Below are 15,917 nucleotides of genomic sequence, written 5' to 3'. Positions count from 1 at the left end.
TATGGCCACCGCCAAGAACACGGCAGCGGCCGAGCCCGTAGCCGCAGCACCGGCGCCCACCGCGCCCTGGATTGCCCAGCAGCGCGAGCAGCTGCTGGCCCAGCGCGGCCATGCCTGGCTGCTGCAAGGCCCCTCGGGCCTGGGCCAGTTCTCGCTGGCCATGGGCCTGGTGCGCGCCTGGCTGTGCGATGCGCCGACGCCCCAGGGCGCCTGCGGCCACTGCGCCAGCTGCCATGCGATCGATGTGCATGCCCACACGGACCTGTGTGTGCTGATGCCCGAGACGGAGATGCTGGCGCTGGGCTGGCCGCTGCCGGAAAAGGCCCAGGCCGACATCGACGACAAGAAACGCAAGCCCAGCCAGGAAATCCGCGTCGATGCGATGCGCGATGCGGTGGAGTTCACCCAGCGCACCTCGGGCAGGGGCAAAGGCAAGGCGGTGCTGGTGTTCCCGGCCGAAAAGATGAATGCGGTGACGGCCAATGCGCTGCTGAAGACCTTGGAGGAGCCGCCAGGCGATGCCCGCTTTGTGCTGGCCACCGAAGCCGCGCACCAGCTGCTGCCCACGATCCGCAGCCGTTGCCTGGCCCACACCATGCAGTGGCCCGATACCGCATCGGCCCGCAGCTGGCTGGTGGCGCAGGACGTGCCGGCCGACCAGGTCGATGCGCTGCTGCAGGCCGCAGGCGGCCGCCCCGACGACGCGCTGGCGCAGATGCATGCCGGCCGCTCACCCCAGGTCTGGAAGAAGTTGCCCAAGGACCTGGCCAATGGCCAGCCCGGTGCCTTGTCCAGCCTGTCGGCACCCGAAGTGGTCGATGCCTTGCAAAAGCTCTGCCATGATTTGCTGATGCTGCGTGTGGGGGCCGCGCCACGGTTTTTTGATGCGGCCGATCTGCCCGCGCCGCCGGCGCTGGCGGTGCTGGCGCGCTGGAGCAAGGCCTTGACGCAGTCGATGCGCACGGCGGCGCACCCCTTCAACCAGGGGCTGATGCTCGAAGCGCTGGTCGCACAGGCGGCCAGCGTGCTGCAGTCTCGGCGCTGAGCCGGGCCCATCTGCCGGTGTAACAGGCCGCTGAAGTGGCCTGTGTTTGCGCTGGCATCTGGAAATAGGCAGCAAAATTTGGTTATCCTTGGAATCTATGAACAGTCCTACCCCCGCACCGGGCACGGCCAGCGCTCGCCCCAGCGTGCTGCAATTGGCCATCAAGGAAAAGGCCGCGCTTTATGCCGCCTACATCCCCTTGTTCAAGGAAGGGGGCATCTTTGTCCCCACGCCCAAGGACTATGCACTGGGCGACGATGTCTACCTGCTGCTGACCTTGCCCCAGGATCCGCAGCGCTACCCCATTGCCGGCAAAGTAGGCTGGGTGACGCCGGCAGGCGCCGGTGGCAACCGCACCCAAGGCATTGGCGTGCGCTTTCCCAAAGACCCCAAAACCGATGAATTGCGTTACAAGATTGAACAGATCTTGGGCACGGCCTTGCAGGCCGACCGCGCCACGCAAACCATCTAAACGCCCAATTTGGACCCTGTCCCACCCCGATTTCTTAGCCGGGCTGACAGGGTTTTACGGTGGTGGCGACCGGCGGAGCAGCCGGAGCGCGGACAATGGCAGCAGTTCTTTGTATTTGGACTGCGGCGCTTTGTTCGTCTGCAGCGTAGACGATTGATGTTCACCGACTCCCACTGCCACCTCAACTTTCCCGAGCTTGTCCAGGACCTGCCGGCCATCCGCGCCAAGATGGACGAGGCGCGGGTGACCCGCGCGCTGTGCATCAGCTGCACGATGGAGGAGTTTCCCGACGTGCATGCGCTGGCGATGCGCTATGACAACTTCTGGTGCAGCGTGGGTGTACACCCCGATACCGAAGGGCTGACCGAGCCCAGCGTGCAGGACCTGGTCGAGCGCGCGGCGCTGCCCCGCGTCGTGGCGATTGGCGAGACAGGCCTGGACTACTACGGCATGGAAGACCGCAAGGGCGGCCGCACGGTTGCCGATCTGGAATGGCAGCGCGAGCGCTTTCGCACCCATATCCGCGCGGCCCAGCAGGTGCGCAAACCGCTGGTGATCCACACCCGCAGTGCCTCGGATGACACCTTGCGTCTGCTGCGCGAAGAGGGCGAGACCGGTGGCGCCGATGCCGCAGGCGGCGTGTTCCACTGCTTTACCGAGAGCATGGAAGTCGCCCGCGCGGCGCTGGACCTGGGCTTCTACATCTCGTTCTCGGGCATCATCACTTTCAAAAAGGCGCAGGATCTGCGCGATGTCGCCGCCTTTGTGCCTGAGGACCGGCTGCTGATCGAGACCGACAGCCCTTATCTGGCGCCGGTGCCGTTTCGCGGCAAGACCAATACGCCCGCCTATGTGCCGCATGTGGCCGCGCAGATTGCGCAGGTGCGCGGCACCAGCGTGGAAGCGGTGGCCGAGGCCACCAACCGCAATTTCGATCGACTCTTCAGCGGAGTGCTGTCATGAAGCTGCCTGCTACACCTGGTTCTTTGTCTGTGCTTCGAGCGGCCTGCGCGGCGGCCCTGTGGCTCGCCTGCGCGGCCGCGCAAGCGGGCTCGTATGACGACTTCTTCACCCGTATCATCCGCGATGACGCCAAGGGCATCGAGGCGCTGGTGCAGCGCGGCTTTGATCCCAACACCGTGAGCGAAAAGGGCGAGACGGGCCTGACCCAGGCCTTCAAGCTTGACTCCTACCGCGCGGCCAAGGGCATGATTGCGCTGCCGACCACCAACGTGAACCTGGCCAATGCCAAGGGCGAGACACCGCTGATGATGGCCGCCATCAAGGGCCAGGTCGATCTGGCCAAGGCTTTGATTGCGCGCGGCGCCGATGTGAACCGCGAGGGCTGGACGCCGCTGCACTATGCCGTCTCGGCCCCGAGCGAAGACGGCTCCGACCTGCAGATGGTGGCGCTGCTGCTGGAGCACCATGCCTATATCGATGCCGCATCGCCCAACGGCACCACGCCGTTGATGATGGCCGCGCAGTACGGCACACGCAGCGCTGTGCAACTGCTGATCAAGGAAGGCGCCGACCCCAAGCTGAAAAACCAGCAGGGACTGACGGCGAGCGACTTTGCCACCCGTGCCGACCGCTCGGAAGTGGTGACCTGGCTGAGCCAGGCCGGCGCTGCAGCGCCAGGGGCGGGTGCCAGCGCTGGGGCTGGCGCTGCCGCTGCTGGCAGCACGGCTGCGCCCAAGCCGCAGCCCGGTGCTTACGTGCCGCAAAAGCCCGCGTTCCCGCAGGAAGGCCGGCGCAAGATCCAGAGCAACTGGTAAGGCGGCAGGCGGCGATGCCCATGTTGTGTTAGCACCCGCTGTGGGCAGGGGCTTGACATTCACACCATGGCAATCTTTAGAGTGGCAGCCATGGATAGAAAGACTCCCGCCATGACTGCCCAAACCACCCCATCCGCCACCCCGCTGCTGCAACTGCCGATCGAGGGCATGACCTGCGCCTCCTGCGTCGGCCGGGTCGAGCGCGCCTTGCAGGCCGTGCCCGGTGTGCAAAGCGCCCATGTCAACCTGGCTACCGAGCATGCCAGCCTGCAGCTGGGCGACCAGGCCCCCGCCGCCCAGGTGCTGGAGCAGGCGCTGGCAGCGGTCCACAAAGCCGGCTACAGCGTGCCTGCACATGCGCTGGAGCTGGAAGTTGAAGGCATGACCTGCGCCTCTTGCGTGGGCCGGGTTGAGCGGGCATTGAAGGCCGTGCCCGGCGTGCAAACGGCCGCCGTGAACCTGGCTACCGAGCGCGCCACGGTGCAGCTGACGGCGGGTGTGCCAGCCGAGCAACTGCTGGCCGCCATTGCCAAGGCCGGCTATACCGCCCGCACTGTGCCACAGGCGGCCGAAGCCAGCGAGGCGGCCGATGCCCATGCTGCGCAAAGCCAGCGCCAGCAGCAGGCGCAGAGCAGCCTGCTGCGTGACCTGTGGCTGGCTGCGCTGCTGGCTGCACCGGTGTTTGTGCTGGAGATGGGCGGCCATCTGCTGCCGGGCTTTCACCACTGGGTGAGCCAATGGCTGCCCCAGCAAAGCAACTGGCTGCTGCAGTGGGTATTGACCAGCCTGGTGCTGGCCGGGCCGGGCCGGCGCTTTTACCGGCTGGGGCTGCCTGCGCTGGCGCGGGCCGCGCCCGATATGAACTCGCTGGTCGCAGTAGGCACCTTGTCGGCCTACCTCTATTCGCTGGTGGCCACCTTTGCGCCTGGCGTTTTGCCTGCGGGCACCGTGCATGTCTATTTCGAGGCAGCGGCGGTGATCGTAGTGCTGATTTTGCTGGGCCGCTGGATGGAGGCGCGCGCCAAGGGCAACACCTCGGCGGCGATCAAGCGCCTGGTGCAGCTGCAGGCCAAGACGGCCTGGGTGCTGCGCGATGGCGACTGGCAATCGCTGGCCATTGACGCGGTGCAGCCCGGCGATAGCGTGCAGGTGCGCCCCGGCGAGCGCATCCCGGTCGATGGCCGGGTAACGGATGGCGAGAGCTATGTCGACGAATCGATGATCAGCGGTGAGCCCGTGCCGGTGCACAAAACGGCAGGCGCGCAGGTGGTGGGCGGCACCATCAACCAAAAAGGCGCCTTGACGCTGGAAGCGACCGAGGTGGGCGGCAACACCGTGCTGGCGCAGATCATCCGCATGGTCGAACAGGCCCAGGGCGGCAAGCTGCCGATCCAGGCCGTGGTGGACAAGGTGACCATGTGGTTTGTGCCCGCCGTGATGGCCGCCGCCGCGCTGACCTTTGTGCTCTGGCTGCTGCTGGGCCCATCGCCCGCGCTGAGCCTGGCCCTCGTCAATGCGGTGGCGGTGCTCATCATCGCCTGCCCCTGCGCGATGGGCCTGGCGACGCCCACCTCGATCATGGTGGCCACCGGCCGCGCCGCCCAGCTGGGGGTGTTGTTCCGCAAGGGCGAGGCGCTGCAGCTGCTGAAAGACGCCCAGGTGGTGGCCGTGGACAAGACCGGTACCCTGACCGAAGGCCGGCCTGCGCTGACCGACCTGGTGCTGGCCCCCGGCTTTGAGCGCGCGGCGGTGCTGGCGGCGGTGGCCGCCGTCGAGAGCCAGTCCGAGCACCCGATAGCCCAGGCCATTGTGCAGGCCGCCCAGGCCGAAGGGCTGCAGATACCGCCGCTGTCCGGCTTTGAATCGGTGACCGGTTTTGGCGTGCGTGCCCAAGTGGGCGCTGCGCGGGTCGAAGTCGGTGCAGACCGCATGATGCGGCAGCTGGGCGCCGATGTGGCGCTGTTTGCGGACGAGGCCGCCCGCCTGGGCGCCGAAGGCAAGACGCCGCTGTATGCCGCCATCGATGGCCAGCTGGCGGCCATGATCGCCGTGGCCGACCCGATCAAGCCCACGACACGCGCCGCGATTGAGGGCTTGCATGCGATGGGCCTCAAGGTAGCGATGATCACCGGCGACAACCGCCGCACCGGTGAAGCGATTGCCCAGCAGCTGGGCATTGACGAGGTGGTGGCCGAGGTGCTGCCCGATGGCAAGGTGGCGGCCGTCAAGCGGCTGCGGGCTGCGCATGGCGCGCTGGCCTATGTGGGCGATGGCATCAATGATGCGCCCGCGCTGGCCGAGGCCGATGTCGGCATTGCCGTGGGCTCGGGCACCGATATCGCCATCGAGTCAGCCGATGTGGTGCTGATGGGCGGCGACCTGCGCGGTGTCGTGACTGCCATCGGGCTCTCGCGCGCCGCCATGCGCAATATCCACCAGAACCTGTTCTGGGCCTTTGCCTACAACGTGGCGCTGATCCCGGTCGCCGCGGGCTTGCTGTACCCGGTCAATGGCACCCTGCTGTCGCCGGTGTTTGCGGCGGGGGCGATGGCGCTGTCGAGCGTGTTTGTGCTGGCCAATGCCTTGCGGCTGCGCCGTTTTAGCGTCTAGACCAGGCTGCTAGACATGAAAAAACCCCGCAGACACCAAGCCTGCGGGGTTTTTGTCTAAGCGTTAAGGCTTAGACCTGGTCGGCCGACAAGCCAGCCGTCTGGCTGAAGCCACCGTCCACATAGGTGATCTCGGCGGTCACGCCAGAGGCCAGATCGCTCAGCAGGAAGGCAGCGACATTGCCCACGTCTTCGATGGTCACATTGCGGCGCAGTGGGGATGCATCAGCCACGCGGCCCAGCAGCTTGCCAAAGTCCTTGATGCCCGAAGCGGCCAGGGTCTTGATCGGGCCGGCGGAGATGCCGTTGGCGCGGATGGCGCGGCCGTCTTCAGTGCGGCCCACGGCCTCGGCCAGGTAGCGCACGGAGGCTTCCAGCGAGGCCTTGGCCAGGCCCATGGTGTTGTAGTTGGGGATGGAGCGCAGGGCGCCCAGGTAGGACAGGGTCAGCAGGGACGACTTGTCGTTGAGGTAGGGCAGGGCGGCCTTGGCCAGCGCAGGGAAGCTGTAGGCGCTGATGTCATGCGCAATGCGGAAGCCTTCGCGCGACAAGCCATCGAGGAAGTTGCCGGCAATCGCCTCGCGCGGTGCAAAGCCGATCGAGTGCACAAAGCCGTCGAACTTGCCCCAGGTGGCGGCCAGGTCGGCAAACATCTTCTCGATCTGGGCGTCATCGGCCACATCGCAGTCGAACACCAGCTTGGAGTCGAACTCGGCAGCAAATTCGCTGATACGGTCCTTGAAGCGTTCACCCACATAGCTGAAGGCCAGCTCGGCGCCTTGCTGGTGGCAGGCCTTGGCAATGCCGTAGGCGATGGAGCGGTTGGACAGCACGCCCGTGATCAGCAGTTTCTTGCCGGTCAGAAATCCCATTGTTCTTCTCCTGATGAGTTCCAGGCCATGAGGAATGGCCAAAAAAGACTTGGGCACCGGCGCAAAGCGTTTCTCGGGGGTAAACGCTTGCACAGGTGGCCAGCTAGGGCAGAATTGTCGCATGCGATTCTGCCTTCCGCTGATTTTGTGTGCTGCCGCGGCAGCACCTGCCTGGGCCAGCCATGCCTACGCCCTCTGGGGCGAGCCGCGCTACGCGGCGGATTTCAAGCACTTTGCCTATGCCAACCCCGAGGCGCCCAAGGGCGGCGAGCTGCGGCTGGTCAGTGCGCTGCGCTACTCCACGTTTGACAAATACAATCCCTTCACGATCAAAGGCTCACCCCCGGCCTATATGGCCGAGATGCTGTTTGACAGCCTGCTGATTGCCAGCCTGGACGAGACGACGACCGGCTACGGCCTGCTGGCCGAGGACATCGATGTGGCCGCCGATGGCATGTCTGCGACATTCAAGATGCGCAGGGCGGCGCGCTTTCAGAACGGCAAACCGGTGCTGGCCCAGGATGTGAAGCACAGTTACGAGGCGCTGATCAGCCAGTACGCCGCGCCCGGCTACAAGACCTTGCTGGCCGATGTGGAAGGCTGCGATGTCATCGACGACCGCACGGTGCGCTTTCGCTTCAAAAAGCCCAACCGCGATCTGCCGCTGACCGTGGGCAGCCTGCCGGTCTTTAGCCGCGACTGGGGCCTGGGCGCTGATGGCAAGCCCAAACGCTTTGACCAGATCGTGACCGATATGCCGATCGGCAGCGGCCCCTACAAGATCGGCCCGGTGGTGTTTGGCCGCGACATCACCTACGTGCGCGACCCCGACTACTGGGCCAAGGACCTGCCGGTGCGCGTGGGCAGCGCCAATTTTGACCGGGTCACGATCAAGATCTACAAGGACAACACCGCCAAGCTGGAGGCGCTCAAGGCCGGTGAGTTCGATGTGATGCGCTTTTTCAGCGCCGGCGACTGGGCGCGGCGCCTCTATGGCAAGCGCTTTGACCGGGGTGAGCTGCGCAAGGGGGACTTTGCCAACAAGCTGCCGTCGGGCTTTCAGAGCTATTTTTTGAACCTGCGCCGCCCGCTGCTGCAGGATGTGCGGGTGCGCGAGGCGCTGGGCCTGGCGTTTGACTACGAGTGGATGCAGCGCCAGCTGTTCTACGGTGCCTACGAGCGCGTGCATGGCCTGTTTGGCAACACCATGTGCGAGACGCATGGCAGCCCGAGTGATGCCGAACTGGCCCTGCTCAAGCCCTTTGAGAAAGACCTGCCCGCCGGCACCTTGGGGCCGCTGCAGGATCCCCCCCGCACCGACCAGGGCAGCAGCCTGCGCGACAACCTGCGCAAGGCCCAGGCGCTCTTGGCCGATGCCGGCTGGAAGGTGGACACAAATGGCGTGCTGCGCAATGCCAAGGGCGAAGCGCTGGAGCTGGAGTTCCTCGACAGCAACGAAGGCGGCATTCGCACCGTGTCCACCTGGATGCGCAACCTGGAGAAGCTGGGCATCAAGCTCCGGCTGCGGGTGGCCGATTACGCGCTCTACCAGCAGCGGGTCGACAAGTTCGACTATGACCTGATATCGGTCAATGTGCCGGGCACCAATATCCCGGGTCAAGAATACGCCGAGCTGTTTGGCAGCGCGGCGGCGGAGCAGGAAGGCTCGGGCAATTTCATTGGCTTGAAGAGCCCGGCCGTCGATGCGATGATTGCCCAGATGGCCAGCGCCAAGAGCGAGCAGGAGCTGCTGCCCGCCTGCCATGCGCTCGAGCGCATCATTGTGGCGGGCCACTACCTGATCCCACAGTGGTATGCCGCCAGCCACCGCGTGGTGTATGACGCCTGGCGCCTGGTCGAGCCGCCGCAGGTGCCGGCCTATGTGCCGGGGGAGACCTGGGTGATGTACTACTGGTGGGCGCGCATGCCGCCGATCACCGCTGACACGGCCAAGCCATGACCCGGTCTGACGCAGCGCCCCGCCGTTATATGATCCTTCTCACCGCCCCAGCGCGCCTGCCGCGCTGCCCAGGCCTTTTCTGCCACAGTGCCACGGCGCTTGCCCGCCCTTGCTGACATTGGAGCCCGCCCCGCATGCTTGCCTATATCCTCAAACGTTTGCTGCTGATGATCCCCACCTTGTTCGGGGTCTTGCTGCTGACCTTTGTGGTGATCCAGTTTGTGCCGGGCGGCCCGGTCGAGCAGTACCTGGCAGAGGCCAAGGCCGGCAACCGGGGCGCGGAGGGCGCGGGCATGGGCTACCGGGGCGCGCAGGGCATTGACCCCAAGCGGCTCGACGAGATCAAGGCCTTGTATGGTTTTGACAAGCCGCCCATCGAGCGCTTTGTGCAGATGCTGGGCCAGTTCGCCCGCTTTGATCTGGGCAACAGCTTTTTCCAGAACAAAAGCGTCTGGCAGCTGATCAAGGACAAGCTGCCCGTCTCCATCAGCCTGGGGCTGTGGACCTTTTTCATCAGCTACCTGATTGCGGTGCCGCTGGGCATTGCCAAGGCCGTGCGTGCGGGCAGCCGGTTTGACATGGTCACCACGGTGATCGTGCTGGTGGGCTATGCGATACCGGGCTTTGTGCTGGGTGTGGCGCTCTTGGTGATCTTTGGCGGGCAGCTGCAGTGGTTTCCGCTGCGCGGGCTCACCTCATCGGGCTGGGAGGAGATGGGCTGGGCCGCCAAGCTGGTGGACTACCTCTGGCATATCACCTTGCCAGTCACCGCCATGGTGGCCGGCAGCTTTGCGGTGACGGCCATGCTCACGAAAAACGCCTTTCTCGAAGAGATCCGCAAGCAGTATGTGGTGACGGCCAAGGCCAAGGGTCTGAGCGAGCGCCAGGTGCTGTGGCGCCATGTGTTCCGCAATGCCTTGCTGCCGATCGTCACGGGCTTTCCGGCGGCCTTTGTCGGCGCGTTCTTTACCGGGGCCTTGTTGATCGAGACGCTGTTTTCGCTCGATGGCCTGGGCCTCTTGAGCTACGAGAGCGTGCTGCGCCGCGATTACCCGGTCGTGCTGGGCACCTTGTACCTGTTTACCTTGATCGGTCTGCTCACCAAGCTGGTGAGCGACCTGTGCTATGTCTGGGTGGATCCGCGTGTCAAGTTTGACTGAGGCGCACATGCCTGCATCGGCCAGCCCAGCGCCAGCGGCCTGCCGCCGCGCCTCAGGCCTTGCGGCGCAGCTGCAGGCGCCGCAGCAGCACGGCCACGACGACGATGTTGAGCAGCAGCACCAGCGCGCCTTGCCAATGGCGGTGCGCCAGCAGGTGCTGCACTTCCAAGGGGATGTACAGCCCCGAGGACAGCGCGCCCAGCCATTCGCCCCAGGCCTTGTCATGCCACAGGCCCCAGGCCTCCAGCCAGCGCAGCGCGATATAGGCCGCGCCCAGCAACACCAGCGTATGGACGGAGGTGGCATTGATCTTGTCCACCCAACCGATCAGCACGGCCGGGTAGCGGGCGTTGGGCGAGAGGCCAACGTGGCCGATCAGCTCCAACGCGAGGCGGTGCAGATCGTGGTGCAGCAGGCTGAGCAGTCCCAACAGGCCCAGCAGCGCGGCAACGCCTTTGAGCGCTTCAAAAATGGCAATGCTTTTGAGCGCGGTGCGCAGGGCTTGGGGGCTGGTGCTGACGGGCATGGCGCAGAGCATGGCCGATGGCGCGCCGTTTGGCTGTCGGCCAATGGCGACAGCGCAGCACCCCGTGCCGTCGCCGCCACAGTTGCCCACGTCGGCCCCAGGCCGCCCTATTCAGTGACAGCAGTGACAGGAGGGGGACGGTGCCCACACCGTTTCTGCAGACCATAACGATGACCGAGCCTGTTTCCCCACTTCCCCCCGGCCGCTCGCCTGCGGCCCGCGCCTGGCGCCGTTTCAAGTCCAACAGACTGGGCTTTTACAGCCTGCTGATCTTTGTGGTGCTGGTGGTGCTCAGCCTGTTTGCCGAGCTGATCAGCAACGACAAGCCGCTCATCGTGCGCTATGAGGGACAGACCTATTTCCCGCTGGCCAAGAACTACCCCGAGACCAGTTTTGGTGGCGACTTCCACACCGCCACCGATTTTCTCGATCCCTTCATCCAGCAGCAGCTGCGCAAGGATGGCAACTGGGCGATCTTTCCGCTCAACCGCTACGGCCCCAACACCATCAACTACTTTGCCAAATCGCCCACGCCTTCGGCACCCTCTGCCGACAACTGGCTGGGCACCGATGACCGGGGGCGTGATCTGCTGGCCCAGCTGATCTACGGCTTTCGCGTCAGTGTGCTGTTTGGCCTGGCGCTGACGGCCGTCGGCACGCTGATCGGGATTCTCACCGGTGCGATACAGGGCTTTTTCGGCGGCAAGGTGGACCTGGTGTTCCAGCGCTTTACCGAAATCTGGAGTGCCATGCCGATCCTGTACCTGCTGATCATCTTCAGCGCGGTGCTGGCGCCCAGCGCCGGCCTGCTGCTGGTGCTGCTGAGCCTGTTTGGCTGGATGGCGCTGTCCGACTATGTGCGGGTGGAGTTTTTGCGCAACCGCCAGATGGACTATGTGAAATCGGCGCGGGCCCTGGGCGTGCCGAGCTGGAAAATCATGTGGCGCCATATTCTGCCCAACAGCATGACGCCGGTGGTCACCTTTTTGCCGTTCCAGATGAGTGCCGCGATCCTGACCCTGACATCGCTGGATTTTCTGGGCCTGGGCGTACCCCCGGGCACCCCGAGCCTGGGCGAGCTGTTGAACCAGGGCAAGAACAGCATCGATGCCTGGTGGATTTCGCTATCGACCTTTGCGGTGCTGGTCGCCACCTTGCTGCTGCTGACCTTTATGGGCGATGCGCTGCGGGATGCGTTGGACCCGCGCAAGCAGCTGAATTCGCCGCGCGCTGGCGCAACGCCTGCTGCGCCTTCGGCTCAGCCTGCGCCGTCGGCCAGCGCAGATGCCAAGGAGGCCCGCCATGCTTGAGCAAGCGCAACCCCCGGTGGCCGTGCCCGCACCGCTGCTGCAGGTCCATCACCTCTATGTGGGCTTTGGCGGCCAGGACGTGGTCAAGGACCTGAGCTTTTGCATACAGGCCGGCGAGAAGCTGGCGCTGGTCGGCGAATCAGGCTCTGGCAAGACAATCACGGCCCTGTCGCTGCTGCGCCTGGTGGGCGAGGCCCAGCTGCGCGGCGAAGCGCTGATGGGTGGGCGCAACCTGCTGCAGATCTCCGAGCGTGAGATGCAAGCCGTGCGTGGTGATGAGATTGCGGTGATCTTTCAGGAGCCGATGACGGCGCTGAACCCGCTGATGACCATGGGCGCGCAGATTGCCGAGGTGCTGCAGCTCAAGCAGGGCCTGGGCGACAAGGCGGCCTGGGAGCAGGCCGTTCAGCTGCTGGCCACCACCGGCATCCCCGAGCCGCAACGGCGCGCCGGCAGCTACCCGCACCAGCTCAGCGGCGGCCAACGCCAGCGCGCAATGATTGCCATGGCGCTGGCCTGCCGGCCCAAGCTGCTGATCGCCGATGAGCCCACCACCGCGCTCGATGTGAGCCTGCGCGGCCAGATCCTGGAGCTGCTGAGCGACTTGCAACGCCAGACTGGCATGGCGGTGCTGATGATTACCCATGACCTGCCGCTGGTGCGCCATTTTGCCGACCGGGTGGCAGTGATGGAGAAAGGCCGGCTGGTGGAGCAGGGCGCCGTGGCCGAGGTGTTTGCCGCGCCCCAGCATGCCTATACCCAGAAGCTGCTGGCCAGCACGCCCCAGCGCCAGGTGGTGGCCCGCCAGCCTGAGGCACCCACGGTGCTGAAAACGCGCGATCTGCAGGTGGCCTATGCCACGCCGCTGCCGGGCTTTGCCGGCTGGTTCCGCAAGGGCCGGTTCGAGGCGGTGCGCGGCGCCAGCCTGGCGCTGGCCCGGGGGCAGACCTTGGGGGTGATTGGCGAGTCGGGCTCGGGCAAATCCACCTTGGCCCAGGCGATCCTGGGCCTGCTGCCCAGCCAGGGCGAGCTGCGCATTGGCCAAGAGACCTGGCAGTTGCCGGCCCAGCGCAACAGCGCGGCCAACCAGCAGCTGCGCCGCAAGGTGCAGGTGGTGTTCCAGGATCCGTTCTCGTCGCTGTCGCCGCGCATGACGGTGCAGGAGATGGTGGGTGAAGGCCTGCAGCTGGCGCAGCCCCAACTGGCTCCAGCCGATCTGCAGCAGCAGGTGCTGGCGCTGCTGCAGGAAGTGGGCATGACCGAGGCCCAGTTCCCGGGCCTGCTCGAGCGCTATCCGCATGAGTTCTCCGGCGGCCAGCGCCAGCGCCTGGCCATTGCCCGCGCGCTGATCGTGGACCCCGAGATCCTGGTGCTGGACGAACCCACCAGCGCACTCGATGTCACCATCCAGCAGCAGGTGCTGGCCTTGCTGCAGCGCCTGCAGCGCGAGCGCGGCCTGAGCTATGTGCTGATCACGCACGATGTGGCGGTGATCCGGGCCATGGCCCATGAGGTGCTGGTGATGAAGGATGGCGAGGTGGTGGAGAGCGGCGAGGTCATGCAGGTGCTCGATGCGCCGCGCCAGGCCTACACGCAGCGCCTGATGGCCGCCAGCCTGGAGCTGGGCTGAGCGGGCAGCGCCCGGCAACGACTTTTTGAGCGGAATAGGGCCGCTGGCAGCGCGCAAGCGGCCTGCGGCATCAACGGGAAATCCATGACAGAACTGCTGCAAGTGACCGGTTTGGGCAAGCGCTTTGGCGGCGTGCAGGCCGTGGCCGATGTGAGCTTTGCCTTGCGCCGGGGTGAAGTGCTGGCACTGATTGGCCCCAATGGCGCGGGCAAGACCACCACCTTCAACATGCTGGGCGGGCAGCTGGTGCCCGATGCCGGCAGCATGCTGCTGAGCGGCACGGCCCTGGGTGGCAAGCGGCCCCGCGAGATATGGCGCCTGGGCGTAGGGCGCACCTTCCAGATTGCCGAGACCTTTGCCTCGCTGACGGTGGCAGAGAACGTGCAGATGGCCCTGCTGTCGGCCGCAGGCCGCATCTTTGGCCTGTGGCAAAAAGCGGCCCGCTTTCAGCGTGACGAGGCGCTGGCCTTGCTGGCGCTGGTGGGCATGCAGGACCAGGCCGACCGCGCTTGCAGCGCGCTGGCCTATGGCGATGTGAAGCGGGTGGAGCTGGCCATCGCCATGGCCCACAAGCCTGTGCTGCTGCTGATGGATGAGCCCACCGCCGGCATGGCGCAGGCCGAGCGCCTGCAACTGATGGCACTGACCCGGCAACTGGCCCGCGAGCGAGACATGGCCGTGCTGTTTACCGAGCACAGCATGGATGTGGTGTTTGCCTATGCGGACCGCATCATCGTGCTGGCGCGGGGCCGGCTGATTGCCGAGGGCGCGCCGGAGGCCGTGCGGCGCAACCCCGAGGTGCAGGCGGTCTACCTGGGCAAGGGCAGCACCTATGACAGCCAGGAACAGAGCCAGGAGCCAGCCGTATGAGCGCGCCGATACCCGATATGCACGCCGATCTGCTGCTGCAGGTGAGCGCGTTCAACGCCTGGTACGGCGAAGCCCATATTCTGTTTGATGTGGGGCTGGAGGTGCGGCGCGGCGAGGTCGTGGCCTTGATGGGCCGCAATGGCGCGGGCAAGTCCACCACGCTCAAGGCCATCATGGGCCTGGTGGAGCGGCGCAAGGGCGCTGTGCAGTTCATGGGCCAGAACATTGCACAGGCCGACCCCTGGCGCATTGCGCGCCTGGGCCTGGGCTATGTGCCTGAAGAGCGGCGCATCTTCAGCGACCTGACGGTACTCGAAAACCTGGAGGTGGGCCGCCAGCCGCCCCGGCGCTGGGCCGATGGCAGCCTGGCCAGCCAGTGGACGGTGGATGAGTTGCTAGCCTTTTTCCCCAATCTGGCCGCCATGCCGCAGCGCGCTGGCGGGCAGATGAGCGGCGGCGAGCAGCAGATGCTCACCGTTGCCCGCACCCTCATGGGCAACCCCTATCTGGTGCTGCTCGATGAGCCCTCTGAAGGCGTGGCGCCTGTCATCGTCGAGCAGATGGCGCAAATGATTGTGCAGCTCAAGCAGCGCGGCGTGAGTATTTTGCTGTGCGAGCAAAACCTGCACTTTGCGCGCCTGGTGAGCGACCGGGCCTATGTGCTGGAGAAGGGTGCGATCGCGTTTGCCGGCAGCATGCAGGCGCTGATCGATGAAGAGCGGGCTGGCGCCAAGCGGATTGGTGTCTAAAGCGCCATCAGACAAAGCAAAGCCTGCACCGAGCGCGCGCAGGCTTGGATACCTCTCCAGCGTTTGAAGGGCCGGGGGTGCGGCTTACCAGTGGCCCGTGGGGTTGATCCCGTCTTGCATCACCCAGTGGATGCGCGAGGTCTCCACGCCCATCAGCGCCGCCTGGTGCACCAGCATGTCGGTGGTCTTGCCATCGAGCACGGGCTGGCGCGAGAGCAGCTTGAACGAGTCGGTGGTATCACCCATCAGCATGGCCCAGCGGTAATCGGGGTCGATGGCGACGACATGGTAGCCCTCGTGGAAGGGACCCATGAACGAGGCCTTCATCGCGCCAAAGTTGGGCGCGCCGACAAAGCGGGCAATGCCATGGCCCTCGACCCAGCGGTGGGTGCCGGCATGGAAACCCCGGGTCGTGATGCCCAGGCTGCCGTCACTCAGCAGCTCGTACTCGACGCGTGAGCGCGTCAGCGGCTTGCCCAGGCCGCGCTCAATGCGGGCGATCTCGTACCAGTCGCCAACAAAGCGTTCTGCGTCAAAGTCGGCGACGGGCTCAATCAGGTCGACCGGCACGACTTTGCGGGATTTGTTGCTGGTCCACCAGTAAACGGCCAAGGCGGCCACGCCAGCTGCCAGGGGGAGCCAGAGAGAGCGCTGTTGCGGTCGTTGTTGATGATCGAGCTCTTGCATAAGAAATTATTCCTTGTTTTGTTTTCTGAATCCTAACCAGATAGGCGTAATTTACAAGCTGCCAGCGCGGGCCAAATGTAAGCAAAGCGCCTGATTTGCGCAGTTGCTTTGCGGTTTGCATGCCTAATTTCGCACCAAGGCACGGGAATTAGCAGGTATTTTTATCTGCTCGCTTGGCATCTGTGGCCTAATGTCGGTTTTGTTTATCGCGAGGTCCCAGGATGGGCAACAAAATCGTTACGGAAGCTG

The 15,917-nt window shown here is 65.3% G+C and carries 14 protein-coding genes; 11 read left to right on the top strand and 3 right to left on the bottom strand.

The window, feature by feature from the left end; translation table 11 throughout:
* The first annotated feature begins 1 nt into the window (after position 1).
* The 5 genes from WH367_RS13185 (at position 2) to WH367_RS13165 (ending at position 5,905) form a co-directional block, all read left to right on the top strand.
* Positions 2-1,045 (top strand): DNA polymerase III subunit delta', encoded by a 1,044-nt coding sequence (locus WH367_RS13185; protein WP_339536494.1) that lies wholly within the window; start codon positions 2-4, stop codon positions 1,043-1,045.
* A gap of 97 nt (positions 1,046-1,142) precedes the next feature.
* Positions 1,143-1,517, top strand: coding sequence for a PilZ domain-containing protein (locus tag WH367_RS13180; protein ID WP_021027879.1), 375 nt, complete (start codon positions 1,143-1,145; stop codon positions 1,515-1,517).
* A 156-nt stretch (positions 1,518-1,673) separates the two neighbouring features.
* Complete coding sequence (locus tag WH367_RS13175) at positions 1,674-2,480, top strand: TatD family hydrolase (protein ID WP_339536493.1); 807 nt, start codon at positions 1,674-1,676, stop codon at positions 2,478-2,480.
* Positions 2,481-2,509: 29 nt separating this feature from the next.
* Positions 2,510-3,295, top strand: coding sequence for an ankyrin repeat domain-containing protein (locus WH367_RS13170; protein WP_339536595.1), 786 nt, complete (start codon positions 2,510-2,512; stop codon positions 3,293-3,295).
* A gap of 111 nt (positions 3,296-3,406) precedes the next feature.
* Positions 3,407-5,905 (top strand): heavy metal translocating P-type ATPase, encoded by a 2,499-nt coding sequence (locus WH367_RS13165; RefSeq protein WP_339536492.1) that lies wholly within the window; start codon positions 3,407-3,409, stop codon positions 5,903-5,905.
* Between the two features lie 70 nt (positions 5,906-5,975).
* On the opposite strand, the gene fabI is transcribed toward WH367_RS13165, so the two are convergent.
* A complete protein-coding gene (fabI, locus tag WH367_RS13160; RefSeq protein ID WP_021027875.1) occupies positions 5,976-6,776 on the bottom strand; it encodes an enoyl-ACP reductase FabI in 801 nt (266 codons plus the stop codon).
* 121 nt (positions 6,777-6,897) lie between these two features.
* Between fabI and WH367_RS13155 the strand changes: the two genes are divergently transcribed.
* Entirely contained in the window at positions 6,898-8,736 is a 1,839-nt protein-coding gene (locus WH367_RS13155; protein WP_339536491.1) for an extracellular solute-binding protein, read from the top strand.
* 134 nt (positions 8,737-8,870) lie between these two features.
* Positions 8,871-9,896, top strand: coding sequence for a microcin C ABC transporter permease YejB (locus WH367_RS13150; protein ID WP_021027873.1), 1,026 nt, complete (start codon positions 8,871-8,873; stop codon positions 9,894-9,896).
* 52 nt (positions 9,897-9,948) lie between these two features.
* Here the strand turns inward: WH367_RS13150 and WH367_RS13145 are convergent, their stop codons facing one another.
* On the bottom strand, positions 9,949-10,422 hold the full coding sequence (locus WH367_RS13145; RefSeq protein ID WP_339536490.1) for a DUF2127 domain-containing protein: 474 nt from the start codon (positions 10,420-10,422) through the stop codon (positions 9,949-9,951).
* Positions 10,423-10,592: 170 nt separating this feature from the next.
* Here WH367_RS13145 and WH367_RS13140 point away from each other — a divergent pair, with 170 nt between their 5' ends.
* From WH367_RS13140 to WH367_RS13125, 4 genes are all read left to right on the top strand, one after another.
* Positions 10,593-11,732, top strand: a complete 1,140-nt coding sequence (locus WH367_RS13140; RefSeq protein ID WP_339536489.1) for an ABC transporter permease — start codon at positions 10,593-10,595, stop codon at positions 11,730-11,732.
* Positions 11,725-13,362 carry an ABC transporter ATP-binding protein gene (locus WH367_RS13135; RefSeq protein WP_339536488.1) on the top strand — a complete coding sequence of 546 codons (1,638 nt, stop codon included), beginning with the start codon at positions 11,725-11,727 and terminating at the stop codon, positions 13,360-13,362. Before WH367_RS13140 ends, WH367_RS13135 begins: the two co-directional genes overlap by 8 nt.
* A gap of 84 nt (positions 13,363-13,446) precedes the next feature.
* Entirely contained in the window at positions 13,447-14,232 is a 786-nt protein-coding gene (locus WH367_RS13130) for an ABC transporter ATP-binding protein (RefSeq protein ID WP_339536487.1), read from the top strand.
* The gene (locus WH367_RS13125; RefSeq protein ID WP_339536486.1) at positions 14,229-14,981 is read left to right on the top strand and encodes an ABC transporter ATP-binding protein; all 753 of its coding nucleotides are present in this window, start codon (positions 14,229-14,231) and stop codon (positions 14,979-14,981) included. The genes WH367_RS13130 and WH367_RS13125 overlap by 4 nt, the downstream gene beginning before the upstream one ends.
* An 84-nt stretch (positions 14,982-15,065) precedes the next feature.
* Here WH367_RS13125 and WH367_RS13120 read toward each other — a convergent pair whose 3' ends face one another.
* Positions 15,066-15,668, bottom strand: coding sequence for a lipocalin family protein (locus WH367_RS13120; RefSeq protein WP_021027869.1), 603 nt, complete (start codon positions 15,666-15,668; stop codon positions 15,066-15,068).
* Positions 15,669-15,917 lie beyond the last annotated feature (249 nt).

It is taken from the genome of Comamonas sp. MYb21 (assembly GCF_037479395.1).
In the GTDB taxonomy this organism is placed as follows: Bacteria; Pseudomonadota; Gammaproteobacteria; order Burkholderiales; family Burkholderiaceae_C; genus Comamonas.
This window is presented reverse-complemented; position numbering and strand designations above follow the sequence as displayed.

Bases quoted from the DNA above. Each gene is read 5' to 3' on its own strand.
- WH367_RS13185 (WP_339536494.1), top strand. From the start codon at position 2: ATGGCCACCGCCAAGAACACGGCAGCGGCCGAGCCCGTAGCCGCAGCA.
- WH367_RS13180 (WP_021027879.1), top strand. From the start codon at position 1,143: ATGAACAGTCCTACCCCCGCACCGGGCACGGCCAGCGCTCGCCCCAGC.
- WH367_RS13175 (WP_339536493.1), top strand. From the start codon at position 1,674: ATGTTCACCGACTCCCACTGCCACCTCAACTTTCCCGAGCTTGTCCAG.
- WH367_RS13165 (WP_339536492.1), top strand. From the start codon at position 3,407: ATGACTGCCCAAACCACCCCATCCGCCACCCCGCTGCTGCAACTGCCG.
- fabI (WP_021027875.1), bottom strand. From the start codon at position 6,776: ATGGGATTTCTGACCGGCAAGAAACTGCTGATCACGGGCGTGCTGTCC.
- WH367_RS13155 (WP_339536491.1), top strand. From the start codon at position 6,898: ATGCGATTCTGCCTTCCGCTGATTTTGTGTGCTGCCGCGGCAGCACCT.
- WH367_RS13150 (WP_021027873.1), top strand. From the start codon at position 8,871: ATGCTTGCCTATATCCTCAAACGTTTGCTGCTGATGATCCCCACCTTG.
- WH367_RS13145 (WP_339536490.1), bottom strand. From the start codon at position 10,422: ATGCCCGTCAGCACCAGCCCCCAAGCCCTGCGCACCGCGCTCAAAAGC.
- WH367_RS13140 (WP_339536489.1), top strand. From the start codon at position 10,593: ATGACCGAGCCTGTTTCCCCACTTCCCCCCGGCCGCTCGCCTGCGGCC.
- WH367_RS13135 (WP_339536488.1), top strand. From the start codon at position 11,725: ATGCTTGAGCAAGCGCAACCCCCGGTGGCCGTGCCCGCACCGCTGCTG.
- WH367_RS13130 (WP_339536487.1), top strand. From the start codon at position 13,447: ATGACAGAACTGCTGCAAGTGACCGGTTTGGGCAAGCGCTTTGGCGGC.
- WH367_RS13125 (WP_339536486.1), top strand. From the start codon at position 14,229: ATGAGCGCGCCGATACCCGATATGCACGCCGATCTGCTGCTGCAGGTG.
- WH367_RS13120 (WP_021027869.1), bottom strand. From the start codon at position 15,668: ATGCAAGAGCTCGATCATCAACAACGACCGCAACAGCGCTCTCTCTGG.